Origin of the sequence: Pedobacter arcticus A12 (assembly GCF_000302595.1) — a bacterium.
Lineage (GTDB): Bacteria > Bacteroidota > Bacteroidia > Sphingobacteriales > Sphingobacteriaceae > Pseudopedobacter > Pseudopedobacter arcticus.
On record NZ_JH947128.1, the window covers coordinates 142,789 to 161,659 of the forward strand.

Sequence of the window (18,871 nt, forward strand, 5' to 3'; positions counted from 1 at the left end):
TGTAACGGGAAACGGGTTTATTTTCTGAAGTTAAAAGTAGAAAGTTTAAGGTTTAAAGTCCTTTTAACTTTCCACTTTTGACTTTTAACTTATTTAAGCGTTTGCTTTCGCTCCTTTAACCTTAGCAACCACTTCTTCCTGTACTCCTTTTGGAGCTGGTTCGTAGTGATCAAACTCCATTGTTGAAGTTGCTCTACCAGAAGTAATAGTACGTAATTGAGTTACATAACCAAACATTTCAGAAAGTGGCACCAAAGCCTTGATTACCTGAGCACCTGCTCTTGTATCCATACCTTGTAGCTGACCTCTTCTTCTATTTAAATCACCCATTACATCACCCATGTTCTCTTCAGGAGTTAAGACCTCAATCTTCATGATTGGCTCCATCAATACCGGCTTACACTTAGGCAATGCCTCACGGAAAGCGTTACGAGCAGCTAATTCGAAAGATAAAGCATCTGAATCGACAGCATGGAAAGATCCGTCAATCAAACGGACTTTCATACCGGTTACAGGGTAACCAGCTAAAACACCATTCGTTAATGAACCTTCAAAACCTTTTTGTACAGATGGAATAAATTCACGAGGAATAGAACCACCAGAGATTTCGTTGATAAACTCTAATCCTACTTTACCTTCTTCAGCTGGAGAAATAATAACTTGGATATCCGCAAATTTACCACGACCACCAGTTTGCTTTTTGTAAGTTTCTCTGTGTTGAGTTTCCCCAGTGATAGCCTCTTTGTAAGCTACTTGTGGCGCACCTTGGTTAACTTCTACTTTAAATTCACGCTTTAAACGATCCATTAAAATATCTAAGTGAAGCTCACCCATGCCTTGGATAATGGTTTGACCAGAATCTTCATCAGTATGAACTTTGAAAGTTGGATCTTCTTCAGCTAGTTTACCTAAACCAACACCTAATTTATCAGCATCAGCTTGAGTTTTTGGCTCAATAGCTAAACCGATAACTGGATCTGGAAAATCCATAGATTCCAAAATAATTGGATTCTTTTCTTCGCAAAGCGTATCACCTGTTTTAATATCCTTAAATCCTACTACCGCAGCAATATCACCAGCTCCTACGTTAGGAATTGGGTTTTGCTTGTTAGCATGCATTTGGAATATACGTGAAATACGTTCTTTATTTTCTGAACGAGCATTATAAACGTAAGAACCCGCTTCTAAATTCCCAGAGTAAACTCTGATAAAACACAAACGACCTACGAAAGGATCTGTTGCAATTTTAAAAGCTAAAGCTGCAAAAGGCTCTTTTTCTGATGGCTGACGAGTAATTGTTTCGCCAGTATCTGGGTGAGTTCCGGTGATTCCTTCAACGTCCATTGGAGAAGGCAATAATTCCATCACATAATCCAGCATGGTTTGTACACCTTTGTTTTTGAAAGATGAACCACAAACCATAGGTACAATTTTAGCATCTAAAGTTGCTTTACGCAATGCATCTAAAACTTCACGCTCAGTAATAGTTTCTGGAGCGTCAAAGAATTTTTCCATCAAAGACTCATCATATTCAGCAACAGCCTCCAATAATTTCTCCCTCCATTCGGTAGCTTCTTCAATTGCATCTTCTGGAATTGGAACTTCAGTAAAAGTCATCCCTTTATCTGCTTCATTCCAAACAATACCTCTCCAGTTAATTAAATCAACCACACCTCTAAAACCTTCTTCAGCTCCAATTGGAATTTGCAAAGGAATAGCGTTTGATCCTAACATATCTTTAACCTGCTTAACAACTTTTAAGAAGTCAGCACCAGCTCTGTCCATTTTATTAACGAAACCTAAACGAGGTACGTTGTAGTTATTAGCTAATCTCCAGTTGGTTTCTGATTGAGGCTCAACACCATCAACTGCTGAAAACAAGAATACCAATCCGTCCAATACACGTAAAGATCTGTTTACCTCAACGGTAAAATCCACGTGTCCTGGAGTATCAATAATATTCATGTGGTACTTTTGCCCTCTGTAAGCCCAATCAACGGTTACCGCAGCAGAAGTAATAGTGATACCACGCTCTTGCTCTTGCGCCATCCAATCGGTGGTAGCAGAACCTTCGTGAGTTTCACCTAACTTGTGGTTTACACCAGAGTAGAATAAAATACGCTCTGTTGTAGTGGTTTTACCAGCATCAATGTGCGCAGCAATACCGATATTTCTTGTGAATTTTAAATCTCTTGACATTTTAGTTTTTTTGTGATTTCACGGATTTAAAGATTACACCAATTTTCACTTACGCAAAAACTGGTGTTTTAAAATCTGTGTAATCTTATAATCTGTGTAATTCTTATTCTAGAATCTAAAGTGAGAGAATGCCTTGTTAGCCTCAGCCATTTTATGGGTATCTTCTTTTTTCTTCACCGCAGCACCTTCACCTTTTGCAGCAGAGATGATTTCACCAGCTAACTTCTCAGTCATGGTTTTTTCACCACGCTTTCTGCTATAGCTAATTAACCATTTCATACCTAAAGCAATTTTACGCTCTGGTCTTACTTCAGTTGGCACTTGAAAGTTTGCACCACCCACACGTCTAGATTTAACCTCTACACCTGGGCTGATGTTATTTAATGCTTTTTTCCATTGCTCTAAACCGTTTTCGCTGGTTTTAGTTTCAACAATTTCAATAGCGCCGTAAAAAATATCGTAAGCGATAGATTTTTTTCCATCGTACATCATATTATTTACAAACCTGGTAACCATAACGTCGTTAAACTTCGGGTCAGGCAGGATGATTCTCTTTTTTGGTTTCGATTTTCTCATTGTCTTGTCCTCCGTTTAATTATTTCTTTTTACCTTTTGCTGGTGCAGCTGCCGCTTGTCCTGGTTTTGGCTTTTTAGTACCATACTTTGAACGACGTTGATTTCTACCTGCAACACCTGCTGTATCTAACGCACCACGAACAATGTGGTAACGTACTCCAGGTAAATCTTTTACTCTTCCACCACGTACCAAAACAATAGAGTGTTCTTGTAAGTTGTGACCTTCCCCAGGAATGTAAGCGTTAATCTCTTTTCCGTTGGTTAAACGTACACGAGCAACTTTACGCATTGCTGAGTTTGGTTTTTTAGGGGTAGTAGTATATACACGTGTACATACGCCTCTTCGCTGTGGACAGCTGTCCAACGCTGGGGATTTACTCTTATCCACCAGAGCTACTCTACCTTTCCTAACTAATTGTTGAATGGTTGGCATTAAGCTTTCTTTAAATTTGTTTTTTATTAATTATTTAATCCTTTGTACCAGAGCGCTTAACGCTCGTAATTAAAAGGACTGCAAAAGTAGGGTTTTATTTTTTGATTTTCAATAGGTTGTGACTATTTTTTTAAGGAGGTAGTAAATAAGCCCCCCCCCCTTTAAATAAATTTAAGATCAACAAGTATGATAAGGAGAAATAAAAAACTAGAGCTATTGTTGGTAAATCAAATTTTTGAGTGATAGCTATTTTAATAAATACGTATTTCTACGTATTTATTTGCTTTTAGAATAACTCAATATTTGGGGGCTTGTTATTGTGGTCCAAAAAACAACCTAAAGTTATAGCAAGCTTTATTAAAAGTTAATTAAATATTTAAACCTTAAAAATTATGAAAAGAAACGCTCTAAAAATCGCAGTGGCTTTATTGTTAAGTTCCACTTTATTCTTTGGCTGCAAGAAAGAAGAAGCATCAGTAGCAGGTGGTTGTGGGACCGCTTCAGCATCAATTGTGAACGAATTACCTGTTTATCAAGCCGCGGTTACAAAATACAGTACCGATCCAAGTGTAGCAAACTGTAATGCGGTTTTAACATCGCTTAAAAAAATTATTAGCCAAGTTAAAGACTGTCCACAATTGACAACCACATACGAAGCATTTTTGAAAAATTATACTTGCGGAAAGTAAGTAATAACTAAATCAATAAAGTCGGGTTACTTATATAATAGCTCGACTTTATTGTAAAAAAATCTTTTAAAAATAAAATTGGATAGAATATGATCTATTAAGCTTTCTTAACAAATTCTGATTTCAAATTCATTGCTCCAAAACCATCGATTTTACAAGAAATATTGTGATCGCCATCTGTTAATCTGATGTTTTTTACTTTAGTTCCAGCTTTTAACGGCTTTGGCGCACCTTTAACTGGTAAATCTTTAATAACAATTACAGAATCCCCATTTACCAATTCGTTGCCGTTTGAGTCTAACACTTTATCAGTCGCTTCAGTCTCTATAATTTCCTCGCTAGGAGTCCATTCATGAAAGCATTGAGAACAAGTCATGTGATCTTGATCTTGGTAGGTAAATTCTGAATTACATTTTGGGCAGTTAATGATGCTCATATTTTTTGGATTTTAAAACGGCAAAGATAAGAAAACGAGACAACGGTTATGATATATAAGACCTGTTGTTCACGTAAAGTATTAATTGTTTCATGTGTTAAAAACGACTACCATTGACAGTTTAACTTACACATTTTAAGAAGTCAGCCTATTAATCAAAGCTGCGCTTTGTGCTCTTCCTTTCTCTAACAAAGGTTCAAAAAAAGCTTTCGCTTGCATAAAATGAGATTTGTAACCTTCCATATCTTTATAGTTAATCAAAGAAGCCCATTCTCGTACTGCGGTATGAAATTCTAGATCATCACCTCGGATGCTTTTATCATAAAGCGCAGTTTGGATAGTTTTCTCCAATAATTCGTCATTTTTAAATAAATACTCAACAATGCCCAATCTTAATTTGAATGGAGGAGTTTGGCACATCATATTGTCATAGGGGTTTATTTTTAGCTGGTGCCAAGCATCAACCATGGCCAACAGACTAAGATGTGAATTGGACTTTTCAAATGTTTTATTGTTCCCAATGCTGAACTCTTTCATGATATCGTCATCAAAAAGAATAAGGTTATGTTGCCCGTGGAAAACAAAATCACGAGCCTCGTAAATCCGCTTTCTAAAACTCTCCTCATCTTCCTGAATCATCATTTTAAACAGGGCTGATTCGGATTGCGCATAGCCTTGAATTTGCTTTGATGCATAAGGATTTAAAATTGCTAATCCTGCGTATATATGTGGCTTATAACTAAAAATTCTTAGCGTCGTTAAAATTTTCACGTTATCAATTCCAGAAACATAAGCCCCACTCTCCCATGGATAAGTTCCTGCGTTTTTCCATGCAGTGCCCATGCTCTCAAAACCCATGTGGGTTACTGCCTGCGTATCTGCCATAATCTGATCATGCTGATGATAATCTTCAAGTTCTATGATTTCGGACTCAAGTGCTTGGAGTATTGCTAGCGCTTTCTGATAGTTCTCTTTCGTGATTCTGTGCGGGGCAACAATCAACTTTTGTCCTTTGGTTGCAAAGCCTGGGCCATGTAAAGAATGGGTTAAAATGATTTCCGTGTCGTGGTTTAGGTACTTTTCAAAAGCGACAACTTCGGGTGTTTTTACAGACGTCATCCCGGTAACTAAAGATCCATTTTTTACGGATAAAGCTGTTTTTGCTACCACCTCGGCAATTTTCTCCGCTTCAACAGCATAAAATATAAAATCGCTTGATCCTGCTACTTCGTTGGCAGTATGCAGAACAGTAATGCCGTAAGGAGAGAGCTCTGATGTGAGTTCTTCAAATTTATCTGGGAGGTCACAGCCTTGCACTGTTAACCCTGCTTTTGCAAAAGTAATTGCATAAAGCTTTCCCATATCCCCTAAACCAACAATTCCAATTTTCATATCTGCTAAGATAATATAAACGTAAATTTTTTACGGCAAAAATAGAATAAAGACATTAGATGCCTCGGCCAACAATCAATTAAAAATTATGCTCCGCTCAGTACCAAAAATTTAGTTTTTCTATCAAAAAAATCAGCAAAGCTTGCAAAACTTCATGTAAAAACACCTCCAGTTTTTATATTCTGAATCAGAAAACAAGTGGCTTTTTTAGTTAAACCCGGAGTTGAGCGCAAAAAAAATGCGCTACCTTTAACAGATAGCGCATTTCGTATAGCTAATGGATATTGTTTAATGTATCCCTCTCAATAACCTGCTCCATCTAATTTTACTTAAAAAAGAACCATTCTCATCCCAACTCATCCAAATAAATAAAGCTTTACCTACAATATGGTCATCTGGCACAAAACCCCAATATCTCGAATCTAAAGAGTTGTGGCGGTTATCGCCCATCATCCAATAGTAGTTCATTTTAAAGATGTATGAATCTGTTTTTTGTCCGTTAATGGTAATATCGTTACCGTTAATCTCTAACTTATTGCCTTCGTAAATTGTAATTGCCCGTTGGTAAATTGGCAAAGTCAAGCTGTCAAGTTTAACCGTCCAACCTTTTTTAGGAATAATGATTGGTCCAAAATTATCTTGGTTCCAATTAAAATGTGGATCGTTAGGAAAAACCTGTTGTTCAAAAGCGCCTTGCTCTGCAACTACTGGTGTTAACACTTTAACATTTGAAAATGCTTTGATTTTGTCAACCTCGCCTTTAGGCATGGTCATTACGTATTCATCATTGTTAACGCGTTCTACATCTGCTTTAACTTCTTTTAACGCCATTGGATTAAAATCGGTGCCATCTGTTTTTACGTAATATTGCGTTTGGCTCATCTTTGGTAAATCCGCAGGCTTGCCGTTAATGTAAACAACTGCATTCACAATTTTCAATGTATCACCACCGATTCCCAAACATCTTTTGATGTAGTTCTCTCTTTTATCAACCGGGCGATTCAAAGGTGCGTCAGCGTCCATCGGGTAGTTAAAAACTACCACATCATTACGCTCAATAGTTCCAAATCCCGGTAAACGGTAGTAAGGCAACTGAATACCGTCCCAATAAGCCTTTGTACCCGTAATTGGCATAGTATGGTGGGCAAAAGGAAAAGCTACCGGTGTGATTGGCGTTCGGGCGCCATAACTCATTTTACTTACAAATAAAAAATCGCCAACCAAAAGTGAGCGTTCCATTGAACCCGTAGGAATAGTGTAAGCCTCGATAAACAAACCTCTGATGATTGTAGCCGCAATAACCGCAAAAACTACTGCATCTAACCATTCTCTACCAGCACTTTTCTTTTTATTTTCCTTACTTTTTTTCCAGAATTTCCAGTTCATTTTTTGCTGATTAAGCGTTAAAATTATACATCTCTTTTACCGAGTAAAAACCTTTTCTCCCCTTCAACCATTCGGCGGCGAGTACAGCGCCCAATGCAAAACCTTGACGACCGTGAGCTACGTGTTTAAATTCTATTCTATCCACATCCGAATCGTAAATTACCGAATGTGTGCCTGGCACTTCGCCTTCTCTGTAAGAAGCTATGATTAGATGTTCTGGTTTATGATTTGTTACTTCATCCTCAGACTTAACATCTACCCACTCCGTTTTTTTGTCAAATTCTGCTATCACATCCTCTGCAATGGTAATTGCGGTTCCACTTGGCGAATCCAATTTATGGATATGGTGAATTTCCTCAATTGCAACATCGTACTGATCGGCAAAATTGTTCATCATTTTTGCCAATTGCTGGTTAAGGTTAAAGAATATATTTACGCCAACACTAAAGTTTGAACCATACATTACGGCCGTATCTGCACTTAGGCAATCGTCCTTTACTTTTTGCAAATGGCCATACCACCCTGTTGTACCTACAACTAAGGGAACGCCTGCTTTGATACAGGTTTCTATATTATTTAACACCGTATCTGGCGTACTAAATTCTATGGCAACATCTGCTTTCTGCAGATTTTCTACGGTTAATTCGTCGGCGTTATTTTGGTCAATAATCAACACGATTTCATGATTTCTGTCTAAAGCGATAGATTCAATCATTTTACCCATTTTTCCGTATCCGAGAAGGGCTAATTTCATTTATTTAAATTTTAGGTTTAAAGTAAGCATTGGCGCTGGCCCGTAAACGTATGCATTTCCGTAAGACGGGACGTAAATTGTAGGTTTAACCTGTAACGATAAATCATCACTCACATCAAACGTAGCTAATTTCGCGTCTATATAAGCATCTACCATTTGCAAAAGATAAAAGCCAAATGTACTATATAAACTTAAATCTCTGTTGCGGCGGTAAAAATCTTTTGCGTTATAAATCTGCTCATCAGGGTATCCCTGATACTGAATAAATTTGAAACGATCTTTTAAAGGAATATTAGGGTTTGCTTTCCTATACTGGCTTTCTGTCAAAAGCTCTTTATAAAACCTATTATTAAACTCGTAAACCAAGCCCAAGCCTACAAAACCGCCGTAAACCAAGGGAACTTTCCACCATTTACCGTTGCGGGCCTGCCCCCAACCCGGTAAAATTGCCGAACGTAAAACAGCTTTTCGCGGGTTTTGCAATTTTGTACTGTCTTTAAACAACAAACCAACTTCTTTACCAAAGTTGCTTGCTTTTTCTTTAAAGCTAGGTTTTTCTGCGGTGTCTTTAACAATGATGGTATCTTTTTGAGGAGCTTTAGAAAGACTATCCTTTTGCTGAGCTGTTGCCTGCACTAATCCTAAAAAAAAAACAAAAACGACAGCGTATTTGAACATTACCAGTCTAAAAGTTCCAAAATTCGACTTAAATCATCGTCAGACAAAAACGGGATTTCGATACTTCCTTTTCCGCCTGCCTGCACTTTCATTTTAATTTTTGTAGCGAATTTAGAAGACAGATCGTCCTGAACTTTCTGGTATTGGAAAGAAATCCCATCCGCCTTTTTATCTTTTCCTTCGGGTTTGGTTATGCCGTTTTTCATCTGGCGCACCATTTCTTCTACTTTTCTTACAGAAAGGTCTTTATCTAAAATCTCCTGAAAAATAAAAAGTTGAGCTTCTAAGTTTGCCACATTAATCAATGCCCTGGCATGCCCCATAGAAATCCGATTATCTCTAATTGCTGCTTGGATAGTTGGCGGTAGTTTTAACAAGCGCAGGTAATTGGTAACTGTTGATCTGTTTTTAGAAACACGATCGCCCAATTCTTCTGGGTTAATCTCGCACTCATCAATCATCCGCTGAAAGCTCAACGCAACTTCTATTGCATTTAAGTTTTCTCGCTGAATGTTTTCAATCAATGCCATTTCCAACATCTGCTGGTCATCTGCAGTGCGGATATAAGCTGGTATTTCGGTAATTCCAGCTAGTTTAGATGCTCTTAATCTCCGCTCGCCAGATATTAACTGATAGCTGTTATGACCCGTTTGCCTTACGGTGATGGGCTGAATTAAACCTTGTAGCTGTATAGATTCTGAAAGTTCTTTTAAGGCAGTTTCGTCAAATTCAAACCTTGGCTGAAAAGGGTTTACCGCTACCTGGTTCACTTTCACATGGCTTATTGCGCCAAGCGCTGCCGATGGATTATCTGTTACTGAAGAATTTCCGTTTGTATTTGTTTGGTTTCTCTCCCTGCTCATATCAGGCGAATCGCTTAACAATGCGCCCAAACCTCTGCCTAATCCAAATTTTCTGTCTTTACTCATTTCTTCAATACCTTTTTGGGGTTAGCCTCTGGGTTTTCTACTGTTAAACCGTTTTTATGGATAATCTCTCGGGCCAAGTTCAAATAATTGATTGCTCCTTTTGAGTTTGCATCATGCATAATAACTGAAATACCAAAACTTGGCGCTTCGCTCAAGCGAGTATTACGGGCAATAATGGTATTAAAAACCAAATCTTCAAAATGCGAACGAACTTCTTCAACTACTTGGTTTGATAAGCGCAAACGCACATCGTACATGGTTAATAAAATACCCTCAATCTGTAAATTTGGGTTTAACCTGTTCTGCACAATTTTTATGGTGTTTAGTAATTTACCTAAACCTTCTAAGGCAAAATACTCGCACTGTACCGGAATAATTACCGAATGTGCAGCGGTTAAAGCATTAATGGTAATTAAACCCAAAGATGGCGAACAATCAATAATAATAAAATCGTAATCGTCTTTAACCTGCTCTAAAACCGCTTTCATTTTATACTCACGCTCATGCAAATTGATCATCTCAATCTCTGCACCTACCAAATCAATATGGGCTGGCAGTAAATCTAAATTTGGCGTATCGGTTTTTTGTATGGCTTCTCTTGCGGTAACATCATTGATAATACATTCGTAAATGCTATGTTTGATGGTACGCGGATCAAATCCAATACCCGATGTAGAATTTGCTTGCGGATCTGCATCCACAATTAAAGTCTTAAACTCTAAAACGGCTAAACTGGCGGCTAAATTTATGGAAGTTGTGGTTTTACCCACGCCTCCTTTTTGATTGGCAATTGCTATGATTTTACTCATCTAAAAAATTCTCTGTTTTGAAACTTTTACTTTGATTCGCTGTTTATAAAAAAATATTCGTTTTTTGTAGTTTGAGAGCAAATTATTAATCTTTTTTAACAGGGTTGCAAGATACAAATTTAAACAATATCTATTTCCACACGTTAAGCTATTTATAAACAAATAAACATGACAATTATTGTTTCGAGCACCAACCGACCAAACAGCAATACCGCAAAAATATCGGAATATTACCAAAAAATTTTGGCCACAAAAGGTTTAAAAACTGAGATACTTTACCTTACTGACTTACCAGAAACCATCATAAAAACCGATTTATTTGGACAAAGAAGTGAGGCTTTTCAGCCCATACAAGATCAAATCACAGCCGCAGACAAATTTATTTTTGTTGTTCCAGAATATAACGGCAGTTTCCCCGGAATTTTAAAGCTCTTTATTGATTGCTGTAAATTTCCGGATTCATTTTACGACAAAAAAGTTGCCTTGGTAGGGCACTCGACAGGTAAATACGGAAACATCAGAGGGATAGATCACCTAACCGGCATATGCAATTACATTAATTTACATGTGATGCCTTTAAAAATTCATATCCCTCATATACATACAGAGTTAAATGAAGCCGGTGATCTTTTTAAAGAGGATACCCTGAAGTTTACAAATCAACAGATGGATAAGTTTATCGCTTTTTAAGCATATACTTTTGGCGTTTCCCCGATGAAAGATCGGGATCGGGCTTTCCGTTTCAATCTTTTTTGTTGTTCTTCGTCTCCCTCTTCGACTCCGCTCAGAGAATAATTCTCAGAACAACAAAAAAGGATTTCCACTGCTATCCCTAACACAGATTTATCGTGTTATAAAAAATAATTTTGGATATATTTACATCAATAAATCCAAAGAAATGTTCACGGTAGCACAAATTAAAGAAGCTCATAGGAAAGTAAAATCAGGCGCTGATTTCCCTAAGTATATTCAAGAAATCAAAAGGTTAGGGGTTAAAGCTTTTGAAACTTGGGTAAAAGACAGCCATACCGAATATTTTGGCGAAGCAGGTTTTTCTACCAAATCTGAATCCATGTATGGCACTTTAACCATTGCAGAAAAAAGCAACAAAGAATCTTTTGAAAACCGATTAAGAATTCATCAACAAGGACAAACCGATTATTTTACCTTTTGCAATGATTGTGCTGAAACAGGAATTGAAAAGTGGTTTGCCGATTTGGATAAAATGACCTGTACTTATTTTGATTTAGCAGGGAACACAATTTTGGTAGAGAAGATTCCAACTTAGCATTGGTTTCACCGTTCAGAAGATTTCGTAATTGTAAGTTTGTTAAGGCAACTGAACTTTGATCAGATCTAAATTTCTTTTGATTTCATCCGTATTCCCGCTTAAAAAGTAAAACGTATTGAGCGAGCTGTCCAACTCAAATTTAATTTGATGATTTACTGCTGTGCTTATCTTTGTTTTTTCCTTTGAAGCGCTTTTAACAAACAAAGCATAACCTTTCGGCGAGATCAATAACGGGTTACACATCTTCTTTTTTCCGATAAAGGGCTTATCTTTATTAAGCTTGACCGATCTTATTTTATTGCCCTCAAAAAGATTAGGTGTATCATCAGCGCTAAGCGAAAAACCTATATTATGGCTTTGATTAGCTAAAAAGAAACTGGAGTTTTTAACTAGCAATTCTTCGTTTTTCTTTTTCAAAAACCTTACGGATAAATCATATTTGCTAACAATTACCCATAAAGAATCCGTCGCAAAAAAGATGTCGTCCAAATTTTGGGTAACCCTAATATTCAATGGACTTCCTGAAGAAGAAACAATATTTGAATCTGTTTTTACATCACTAAAAGTTAATTTAATCACATTTGCGCTGTACGCAGTAATATTTAAACTCCCGCTATCACTTTTGATTTTTAAAGTATTATTTACTAAATTCTTACTGTTGTAAATTGGAATAAGCTGTGATTGCGCATCAACCAGTTGCGTAGAAAGCAACCAGAGAAATGTAGCAGCAATTATCCTATAAATCATTTGTTTGTAGTAATTGATAGAGCTTTATTGCCAAACTCGTGGTAAACCGTATTAGACGGAAATGCAAAATCGGCACCATTATGCAACACAATATCCATAATTTTATAGTTGATTTCTTCTTTGATTGTTAAGTAAATAGCGTAGTCCACAATTTCTATATAATATAAAATCTGGATATTGAGCGCAGACCCACCAAAGTTATCGAAGTTAACATACGTGTCCATGTTTGTTTCGTTACGCTCATCTATGTAGGCTTTAATCTCGTCGCATATCTTCTTCAATACTTCTGGCGGAGTGCCGTACAACAGACCGATCTCAAACTTCACCCTTCGTAAATTCCTCAAAGTAAGATTCTCTAACGGACCGTCAATCATCTTTTTATTGGGAATAATAACCAAAGTTTTATCCACCGTTCGTACTACGGTACTTCTAAAACCCACTTTTTCAACTACAGCATCATAACCCATCACACGTACAGAATCACCAACCACAAAAGGTTTATCAGCAAATATGGTAAAAGAGCCCAACAAATTTTGCAAAGTATCCTGAGCGGCCAATGCAATGGCAATACCACCAATACCTAAGCCTGCTATAATTGCTGCAATGTTCATATTAAATACTATGCCCATCACCACAAAAACACCAATAATGATCACCACTATTTTACTAAACTCACGTAAAAACGACACCAACTGATCGTCTGATTTAGATTCTGTCAAACTAGCTTTATATGCAAACACATGCGACACAAAATCTATCAGCCTTAACAAAATGCGGAAGCTAGAAATGATCATCAGAAATAGAAAGACTTTATCTATAACCTCTATTACCTTAACCGTGTAAACTGCTTTTTGAACGGTTCGTTTAAAAACCACCACATCTAATGGATAGCTTAACTGGTTAATAGCTATGTATAAAAATATTATGGTAATTAAAAACTCTATGGGTTTTAGCAATAGCTCCAAAAACTTATCAACCTTAATGCTTTTTGCTAATTTTTGAAAAAACAGGAAAAGAAGCTTTCCTAAATATTTAGAAATTAACCGTTTTAGTAAAAAGCCAAAAAGCAGAATAGCAAAAAAAAGCACATAACTTTTTAAGCTATTGCCAAGTATTACTTGATTTAAAAAATCTAAATTCATTGTCGTCAAATTACTCATTCTACCCGAAATTTTTGACACAAAAAAAACCTCCCGAAGATAATCGGAAGGCCTCTTTTATATATCGTTAAACTAAACTCTTCTTGTTTTAATACGGGCAGCTTTACCAGTAAGCGCTCGTAGGTAGTACAACTTAGCTCTACGTACTTTACCGTGACTGTTTACTTCTACTTTATCAATGTTTGGCGAGTGTATTGGAAAAATACGCTCAACACCAATTCCGTTAGATATTTTACGAACAGTAAAAGTTTCTGTAGCGTTTGCGCTATTTCTTTGAATAACAACACCTTGGTAAACTTGAATACGTTCTTTATTTCCTTCGCGGATTTTATAGTGAACACTTACCGTATCTCCAGCCTTAAACTCAGGTAAAGATGCTTTTACAATTACCTGCTCTTCTACAAATTTTACTAAATCCATGATTTTTTTTGCGATTTATAACGATAAAAAAATGATTATCGTCCCCTAAATTTGGGAGTGCAATATTAGTGAATAATTTTTAGAATTAAAAACGAATTTTAAAATTAAGTTGTATTTTTTTTCAACTTCAATATCTACTTACGCTTTTTATAATGCACTCGTATCCAACACTTCATTTACTCCAACAAATCCGGCCTTCTTTCTTGCGTTCTTTTCAAAGCTTCATCATGTCGCCAATTTTCAATTTTGGCTTGGTCTCCACTCAACAGAATTGCCGGCACCTTATGGCCGTTCCAATCTGCCGGACGAGAATACACAGGCGCATCCAATAATTCTCCTTGGAAAGAATCAGAAAGTGCTGAAGTCTCATCGTTAAGCACACCTGGAATCAGCCTAACCACAGCATCCACCACAATGGCCGCGGGCAACTCTCCGCCAGATAAAACATAATCACCAACGGAAAGCTCGCGGGTAACGTAAATATCTCTTATACGTTGATCTATACCCTTGTAGTGTCCGCACAAAACCATAATATTTCCTTTGCTTGAAAGTTCGTTAGCTATAGTTTGCGTTAGCGTTACCCCGTCTGGTGTCATAAAAATGATTTCGTCATAATCCCGCTCAGATTTTAATTTCTCTATACATTTTGCAAAAGGCTCTATCTGCATCACCATCCCACTACCGCCACCGTAAGGATAATCGTCTACACTTTTTTGCTTATTATGGGCGTACTCTCTAAGGTTGTGCACTACAATTTCTGCTTTGCCTTTAGTTTGTGCTCTTTGCAAAATCGAATGCGCAAATGGACTTTGCAACAATCCCGGTAAAACGGTTATAATATCAAAACGAATCATTTAATTTCTGTTTATTCCAATCTATATGATTGATTGCGAATTCGAAATGGCGGTTTTCTACACCATTATCTCTTTTGGTAAACTCTTTTATTTTTACCGCTCCAAGTTTTTCAACAGCTTTTTGCGATCGTAGGTTAGTAGCACCGATATGAAAAATTAAATTTTCAATACCTTGTTCAAAGGCATAGTTTATCATCAATGTTTTTAGCGCTCTGTTAACCGCGGTTCCCCAGTATTTTCTTGCCATAAAGGTGTAGCCAATTGCAACGGTTTTATTTTCGGGGACATAATCGTAAAATCTGCTGGAGCCAATGACATCATGATTTTGTGAATCGATGATTATAAAAGCAGAATTAGACTGCAAAGCCTTTTTAAAAAATCTTCTGAAAACATCTTTTTTATATCGGTTAAAAGACGGATGTTGTTCCCATATCAAGGGATCAGAAGCAACTTCATACAATGCTCTAAAATCATAATCTTTCAGCGGAACTAAAGTAACCAAATAGTTGTCAAGATGCTGAGGTTGCCAGTTTACAGTTATTTTCATTTTTATGAGCTTTGGTTTCTACGCTTGTTTGGTTAAGTGGGAAAATCTCTATCCCCGATATCTACAAATCCAAAAGTCCATCGGGTAAATCAAAGTGCACCGCTTTTTTATCCATGTCTATCTCGGCGATAAAAGCCTCATTAAGGGGAATCATCACCTCTTTTTCTTGATATTTAAGGGTTGCTATAAATTGCTGAGGGTATTCTTGCACATCTAAAATCTCGCCTAAATCGCCTTTATGCAAATCATCTGCAGTAAAGCCAATTAAATCTGTAAAAAAGAATTCTCCTTTTTTGCGCTTGGGTTTTAACTTATTTGGTAAAAATATTTTCCGCTTGGTGATGATGCTTGCTTTATCAATATGATCAATATCTTCAAAATTGAAATAACCGATCATTGGCATGGGGATTTTGTAATTGCTTACAAAATACGGCACCAGTTTATTACTAATCTCAATAAAAACAGCACTTATCTTCAGTTTTTCGGGCTCGCTAAAGGTAAATGCAACCTGCACCTCTCCTTTTAATCCTCTGGTTTTACTGATGTAACCTATCTCAAAACAATCTTCAACTTTCATTTTACAAGCAAGGCCACGTTATTTTCCTTGAGACTGCGAAGATACGATAAAGTTAAAAGTCGAAAGTTAAAAGTAGAGAGTTAAAAGTTAAAAGTCGAATTAGGTTACAAAAAACCTTCCCTCACTTAGATGACAGGAGTGTTATTGATTATTTTTTATCTGGCACTAGCTTTTAATTTATCGGTTAAATAACTCCGTATAGGAAAATCGAGTACTCTAAATACTAAATAAGCCAAGCCGATGAGCAATAGCAAAGAAACAGGAATTACCCAGTACAACTCATGAATACTTGGGGTTTTTACGGTCACATAATTTGCAAATACCCACATGAAAGGATAATGAGTCATGTAAAGCGGGTAAGAGATGTCGCCAGAAAACTTATTTATTTTATCATGTTTAGAAGCTAAACTTGCACCGGCACCTAATGAAACAAGCAATGGAAAATATATTGTAACGATAATAAAATCAACTAACCAATTCCATTGAGGGCTGTAAGGAGTTAAAAACGCTATCAGCAATAAGGCACTCATGCCCAATAAACCTAACTTATTTTTAATTATCCAGTTAGAACGGAAAATCAACATCCCCATTAAAAAAGAAAAAGAGATGCGAGCTAAGCCATCGAAAAATGTTTCACCGCTCCAACCGCCCAACAAGTGACCAGAACTATAACTTACATAAAAAAGACAAGCAGCTGCTATCAACAACAGTGGCGTTAGCATCTTTTTGGTAGCTTTAAATAACACCATTGCATAAGCTAAGTTGGCAACGTATTCCCAAAACAACGACCAACTAGGTGCGTTTAAATTAAACAGGTTGAAATACCGTTCGGCTACTACCGGGTATGGAATTAGCAGAAACGATGTTATAAAAATCAATGCAGTTTCTTTAAAACCATATACGGCAAACAAATTACTATAAGGATCAAATAAAAAGGTGAGCAGACCTAAAATAGAGCCTATGATGACTAAAGGATGCAAACGGATTAGCCTTAGTTTAATAAAAGTTTTTAAGCCCATGCCAGCTATACGGTTATCATAGGCATATGCAATTACAAAACCAGACAAACAGAAAAAGAAATCTACCGCTAAATAACCATGCGAAATGAAATTTTTACTGAAATCGGTAATCACAATTTCCATAAAATGAAAAATGACGACCACTACAGCGGCTAAACCTCTTAATCCGTCTAATATCTCAAAATGTGGTTTACTTTTTAAAAGCTTTGGGTCTAAAGTTTGGCCTTGCATTGTTTTTCATTTTTTAAAAGAGATTCTTTGAATGGTGGTTTTGCCAAATTACCTGTTTTTCTTATATAGTTATGTTGTTTATAGATTTCTAAAACATAAAAAAAACGGTTAGTTAACGTAAATTTTACCGCTGATGCCTTTTCAGCACAACCTTTCCTGCCCTCATGCCGGGCAATGGCAGGCACTTTTTTCCGAAAAAAGTACCCAAAAACTCTCGACTACGCCCTTTGCTAAAAAGGAAGTGCTTTTACTCTCTTCATCTTTACCGCAAAGTTCTGATGTCGAAAATAGGGTGAACTTTGGTCTGTGCTTAGGCTGGACTGAATGGGAAACAACCGTAATTTGCATTATTCTGCCATGATTTACTACAAATCTATTGGCAATCAACCTGTTATACCCAAAAATCACGTTAATTATAAAACCGCATAAAAATTCTTTTTAAAAACGAGAGTCTACCTATCCAGAGCATCATTAACCAATTGCTCAAATTGGTTAAAAAGCTGTTTTTTATGGATAGCTGGGTAAACTTGTGTCATTAAAACAGCGATTGATTTTCTTTCTGGATCTATCCAAAACATGGTATTAAATGCCCCCGTCCAACCCAATTTACCAACTTTTGCACCGTTTTTCAAGCCATCTATTGTGGCAATTTCAAAACCTAAACCAAACTTATTTTTACCAACGTTCAGATCTCCAATTTGATTGGTAGTCATCTCTTTAACAGATTCTGGCTTTAAAATCTGCTTCCCTGCAAAACTTCCGTTGTTTAAAATCATCTGCAAAAATTTTGCATAATCTTCCACATTGGAGGTTAATCCCGAGCCTCCAGAAAAATAGGTTTTAGCGCCAGCAATTGGAAAATTGACATTATAACCTTGGCTAATCACCGGTAAACGCTCTAATCTTCCAGTGCTGGTTTCTCCGTACATTACGGCTAAACGCGTTGTTTTTTCGATGGGTAAAAAGAAATAAGTATCAAGCATACCTAAAGGTTTCAAAATACTTTCTGTTACATAAACATCTAATTTCTTGTCGCTTGCACACTCAATTACAGCTCCTAAAACATCAATTCCCAATCCGTAAAAAAACTGAGATTCTGGCTGTACACCCAATGGCAGCTTTGCTAAGGTTTTTACCTTGTTTAGGATAAAAATGCTATCTGCCACAGCTAAATCTGGAATTCCGTTTTTCTTATAAATTGCGGCCAAGCGCTTATCTGCAAATCCATAACCAATACCAGAAGTATGGGTCATCAAATCTTTAATTGTAATTTCTTTACCGGCGTTCACCGTAGAATAAGTAGTGTCTTTTTCGTTAAAACTTAGTAAAACCTGTGGATTTGCAAACTCGGGAATGTATTTCGAAACCTTATCATCAAGTTTTAACTTTCCTTCTTCTACTAATTTCATTGCGGCCGCAGTGATAATAGGTTTGGTCATAGACGCAATTCTAAACTCGGTAGTTGGTCTTATTAAAGCTTTTGTTTCCCGATCTCTAAAACCAAAACCTTTATCGTAAATTACTTTTCCATTTACTGCCACCAATGCGGTAGCACCAGCCATCCAATTATTAACCAAACCGGTTGCAATCAAACTATCAATACGATCAAGATTTGCTTCCTCGACACCTAATTTTTTAAGATTTGAAGCGGCAACCAAGCCGTTGGAAGCCTTTTGCGAACATCCGGAAAGGACAAAAAGTGTTGCAAAAACAAACGCAAAATATTTCAATTTACTATTCATAA

The 18,871-nt window shown here is 36.7% G+C and carries 21 protein-coding genes; 3 read left to right on the forward strand and 18 right to left on the reverse strand.

Going from position 1 to position 18,871, the window contains the following annotated elements; genetic code table 11:
- Nucleotides 1–93 precede the first annotated feature (93 nt).
- The 3 genes from fusA to rpsL all read right to left on the reverse strand — a co-directional run bounded on the left by fusA (nucleotide 94) and on the right by rpsL (nucleotide 3,208).
- Nucleotides 94–2,199 (reverse strand): elongation factor G, encoded by a 2,106-nt coding sequence (fusA, locus tag B176_RS0116605; protein ID WP_017259961.1) that lies wholly within the window; start codon nucleotides 2,197–2,199, stop codon nucleotides 94–96.
- A 108-nt stretch (nucleotides 2,200–2,307) separates the two neighbouring features.
- Complete coding sequence (rpsG, locus tag B176_RS0116610) at nucleotides 2,308–2,775, reverse strand: 30S ribosomal protein S7 (protein ID WP_017259962.1); 468 nt, start codon at nucleotides 2,773–2,775, stop codon at nucleotides 2,308–2,310.
- Nucleotides 2,776–2,794: 19 nt separating this feature from the next.
- Nucleotides 2,795–3,208, reverse strand: a complete 414-nt coding sequence (gene rpsL / locus B176_RS0116615; RefSeq protein WP_017259963.1) for a 30S ribosomal protein S12 — start codon at nucleotides 3,206–3,208, stop codon at nucleotides 2,795–2,797.
- 392 nt (nucleotides 3,209–3,600) lie between these two features.
- Between rpsL and B176_RS0116620 the strand changes: the two genes are divergently transcribed.
- Complete coding sequence (locus B176_RS0116620; protein ID WP_017259964.1) at nucleotides 3,601–3,897, forward strand: hypothetical protein; 297 nt, start codon at nucleotides 3,601–3,603, stop codon at nucleotides 3,895–3,897.
- Nucleotides 3,898–3,994: 97 nt separating this feature from the next.
- On the opposite strand, the gene B176_RS0116625 is transcribed toward B176_RS0116620, so the two are convergent.
- The 7 genes from B176_RS0116625 to B176_RS0116655 all read right to left on the reverse strand — a co-directional run bounded on the left by B176_RS0116625 (nucleotide 3,995) and on the right by B176_RS0116655 (nucleotide 10,281).
- Entirely contained in the window at nucleotides 3,995–4,333 is a 339-nt protein-coding gene (locus tag B176_RS0116625; RefSeq protein WP_017259965.1) for a zinc ribbon domain-containing protein YjdM, read from the reverse strand.
- 135 nt (nucleotides 4,334–4,468) lie between these two features.
- Nucleotides 4,469–5,725, reverse strand: coding sequence for a prephenate dehydrogenase (locus B176_RS0116630; protein WP_017259966.1), 1,257 nt, complete (start codon nucleotides 5,723–5,725; stop codon nucleotides 4,469–4,471).
- 288 nt (nucleotides 5,726–6,013) lie between these two features.
- On the reverse strand, nucleotides 6,014–7,111 hold the full coding sequence (lepB, locus tag B176_RS0116635) for a signal peptidase I (RefSeq protein ID WP_017259967.1): 1,098 nt from the start codon (nucleotides 7,109–7,111) through the stop codon (nucleotides 6,014–6,016).
- A 10-nt stretch (nucleotides 7,112–7,121) separates the two neighbouring features.
- Complete coding sequence (gene dapB, locus B176_RS0116640; protein ID WP_017259968.1) at nucleotides 7,122–7,865, reverse strand: 4-hydroxy-tetrahydrodipicolinate reductase; 744 nt, start codon at nucleotides 7,863–7,865, stop codon at nucleotides 7,122–7,124.
- The gene (locus B176_RS0116645) at nucleotides 7,866–8,543 is read right to left on the reverse strand and encodes a DUF5683 domain-containing protein (protein WP_017259969.1); all 678 of its coding nucleotides are present in this window, start codon (nucleotides 8,541–8,543) and stop codon (nucleotides 7,866–7,868) included.
- Nucleotides 8,543–9,472 (reverse strand): ParB/RepB/Spo0J family partition protein, encoded by a 930-nt coding sequence (locus B176_RS0116650; RefSeq protein ID WP_017259970.1) that lies wholly within the window; start codon nucleotides 9,470–9,472, stop codon nucleotides 8,543–8,545. The genes B176_RS0116645 and B176_RS0116650 overlap by 1 nt, the downstream gene beginning before the upstream one ends.
- Nucleotides 9,469–10,281, reverse strand: a complete 813-nt coding sequence (locus B176_RS0116655) for a ParA family protein (RefSeq protein ID WP_017259971.1) — start codon at nucleotides 10,279–10,281, stop codon at nucleotides 9,469–9,471. Before B176_RS0116655 ends, B176_RS0116650 begins: the two co-directional genes overlap by 4 nt.
- A 168-nt stretch (nucleotides 10,282–10,449) precedes the next feature.
- Between B176_RS0116655 and B176_RS0116660 the strand changes: the two genes are divergently transcribed.
- Both B176_RS0116660 and B176_RS0116665 read left to right on the forward strand, forming a co-directional pair.
- Nucleotides 10,450–10,971, forward strand: coding sequence for an NADPH-dependent FMN reductase (locus B176_RS0116660; protein WP_017259972.1), 522 nt, complete (start codon nucleotides 10,450–10,452; stop codon nucleotides 10,969–10,971).
- Between the two features lie 208 nt (nucleotides 10,972–11,179).
- On the forward strand, nucleotides 11,180–11,569 hold the full coding sequence (locus tag B176_RS0116665; protein WP_017259973.1) for a DUF1398 domain-containing protein: 390 nt from the start codon (nucleotides 11,180–11,182) through the stop codon (nucleotides 11,567–11,569).
- A 42-nt stretch (nucleotides 11,570–11,611) separates the two neighbouring features.
- On the opposite strand, the gene B176_RS0116670 is transcribed toward B176_RS0116665, so the two are convergent.
- The 8 genes from B176_RS0116670 to B176_RS0116715 form a co-directional block, all read right to left on the reverse strand.
- Nucleotides 11,612–12,319: a hypothetical protein gene (locus tag B176_RS0116670; RefSeq protein ID WP_017259974.1), complete on the reverse strand. Its 708-nt coding sequence runs from the start codon at nucleotides 12,317–12,319 to the stop codon at nucleotides 11,612–11,614.
- The gene (locus B176_RS0116675) at nucleotides 12,316–13,461 is read right to left on the reverse strand and encodes a mechanosensitive ion channel family protein (RefSeq protein WP_017259975.1); all 1,146 of its coding nucleotides are present in this window, start codon (nucleotides 13,459–13,461) and stop codon (nucleotides 12,316–12,318) included. The genes B176_RS0116670 and B176_RS0116675 overlap by 4 nt, the downstream gene beginning before the upstream one ends.
- Before the next feature lie 90 nt (nucleotides 13,462–13,551).
- Nucleotides 13,552–13,899: a 50S ribosomal protein L19 gene (gene rplS / locus B176_RS0116680; RefSeq protein ID WP_017259976.1), complete on the reverse strand. Its 348-nt coding sequence runs from the start codon at nucleotides 13,897–13,899 to the stop codon at nucleotides 13,552–13,554.
- Between the two features lie 176 nt (nucleotides 13,900–14,075).
- Nucleotides 14,076–14,750 (reverse strand): tRNA (guanosine(37)-N1)-methyltransferase TrmD, encoded by a 675-nt coding sequence (gene trmD / locus B176_RS0116685; RefSeq protein WP_026063407.1) that lies wholly within the window; start codon nucleotides 14,748–14,750, stop codon nucleotides 14,076–14,078.
- A complete protein-coding gene (locus tag B176_RS0116690; RefSeq protein ID WP_017259978.1) occupies nucleotides 14,740–15,300 on the reverse strand; it encodes a GNAT family N-acetyltransferase in 561 nt (186 codons plus the stop codon). The genes trmD and B176_RS0116690 overlap by 11 nt, the downstream gene beginning before the upstream one ends.
- A 61-nt stretch (nucleotides 15,301–15,361) precedes the next feature.
- Nucleotides 15,362–15,877, reverse strand: coding sequence for a ribosome maturation factor RimM (gene rimM / locus B176_RS0116695; protein WP_017259979.1), 516 nt, complete (start codon nucleotides 15,875–15,877; stop codon nucleotides 15,362–15,364).
- A 155-nt stretch (nucleotides 15,878–16,032) separates the two neighbouring features.
- Nucleotides 16,033–17,127 carry an acyltransferase family protein gene (locus B176_RS0116700; protein WP_017259980.1) on the reverse strand — a complete coding sequence of 365 codons (1,095 nt, stop codon included), beginning with the start codon at nucleotides 17,125–17,127 and terminating at the stop codon, nucleotides 16,033–16,035.
- Nucleotides 17,128–17,579: 452 nt separating this feature from the next.
- The gene (locus tag B176_RS0116715) at nucleotides 17,580–18,869 is read right to left on the reverse strand and encodes a serine hydrolase domain-containing protein (RefSeq protein WP_017259983.1); all 1,290 of its coding nucleotides are present in this window, start codon (nucleotides 18,867–18,869) and stop codon (nucleotides 17,580–17,582) included.
- Between the last annotated feature and the right edge of the window lie 2 nt (nucleotides 18,870–18,871).

Excerpts from the sequence above, each read along its gene's own strand:
- fusA (WP_017259961.1), bottom strand. The coding sequence starts at position 2,199 with ATGTCAAGAGATTTAAAATTCACAAGAAATATCGGTATTGCTGCGCAC.
- rpsG (WP_017259962.1), bottom strand. The coding sequence starts at position 2,775 with ATGAGAAAATCGAAACCAAAAAAGAGAATCATCCTGCCTGACCCGAAG.
- rpsL (WP_017259963.1), bottom strand. The coding sequence starts at position 3,208 with ATGCCAACCATTCAACAATTAGTTAGGAAAGGTAGAGTAGCTCTGGTG.
- B176_RS0116620 (WP_017259964.1), top strand. The coding sequence starts at position 3,601 with ATGAAAAGAAACGCTCTAAAAATCGCAGTGGCTTTATTGTTAAGTTCC.
- B176_RS0116625 (WP_017259965.1), bottom strand. The coding sequence starts at position 4,333 with ATGAGCATCATTAACTGCCCAAAATGTAATTCAGAATTTACCTACCAA.
- B176_RS0116630 (WP_017259966.1), bottom strand. The coding sequence starts at position 5,725 with ATGAAAATTGGAATTGTTGGTTTAGGGGATATGGGAAAGCTTTATGCA.
- lepB (WP_017259967.1), bottom strand. The coding sequence starts at position 7,111 with ATGAACTGGAAATTCTGGAAAAAAAGTAAGGAAAATAAAAAGAAAAGT.
- dapB (WP_017259968.1), bottom strand. The coding sequence starts at position 7,865 with ATGAAATTAGCCCTTCTCGGATACGGAAAAATGGGTAAAATGATTGAA.
- B176_RS0116645 (WP_017259969.1), bottom strand. The coding sequence starts at position 8,543 with ATGTTCAAATACGCTGTCGTTTTTGTTTTTTTTTTAGGATTAGTGCAG.
- B176_RS0116650 (WP_017259970.1), bottom strand. The coding sequence starts at position 9,472 with ATGAGTAAAGACAGAAAATTTGGATTAGGCAGAGGTTTGGGCGCATTG.
- B176_RS0116655 (WP_017259971.1), bottom strand. The coding sequence starts at position 10,281 with ATGAGTAAAATCATAGCAATTGCCAATCAAAAAGGAGGCGTGGGTAAA.
- B176_RS0116660 (WP_017259972.1), top strand. The coding sequence starts at position 10,450 with ATGACAATTATTGTTTCGAGCACCAACCGACCAAACAGCAATACCGCA.
- B176_RS0116665 (WP_017259973.1), top strand. The coding sequence starts at position 11,180 with ATGTTCACGGTAGCACAAATTAAAGAAGCTCATAGGAAAGTAAAATCA.
- B176_RS0116670 (WP_017259974.1), bottom strand. The coding sequence starts at position 12,319 with ATGATTTATAGGATAATTGCTGCTACATTTCTCTGGTTGCTTTCTACG.
- B176_RS0116675 (WP_017259975.1), bottom strand. The coding sequence starts at position 13,461 with ATGAATTTAGATTTTTTAAATCAAGTAATACTTGGCAATAGCTTAAAA.
- rplS (WP_017259976.1), bottom strand. The coding sequence starts at position 13,899 with ATGGATTTAGTAAAATTTGTAGAAGAGCAGGTAATTGTAAAAGCATCT.
- B176_RS0116690 (WP_017259978.1), bottom strand. The coding sequence starts at position 15,300 with ATGAAAATAACTGTAAACTGGCAACCTCAGCATCTTGACAACTATTTG.
- rimM (WP_017259979.1), bottom strand. The coding sequence starts at position 15,877 with ATGAAAGTTGAAGATTGTTTTGAGATAGGTTACATCAGTAAAACCAGA.
- B176_RS0116700 (WP_017259980.1), bottom strand. The coding sequence starts at position 17,127 with ATGCAAGGCCAAACTTTAGACCCAAAGCTTTTAAAAAGTAAACCACAT.
- B176_RS0116715 (WP_017259983.1), bottom strand. The coding sequence starts at position 18,869 with ATGAATAGTAAATTGAAATATTTTGCGTTTGTTTTTGCAACACTTTTT.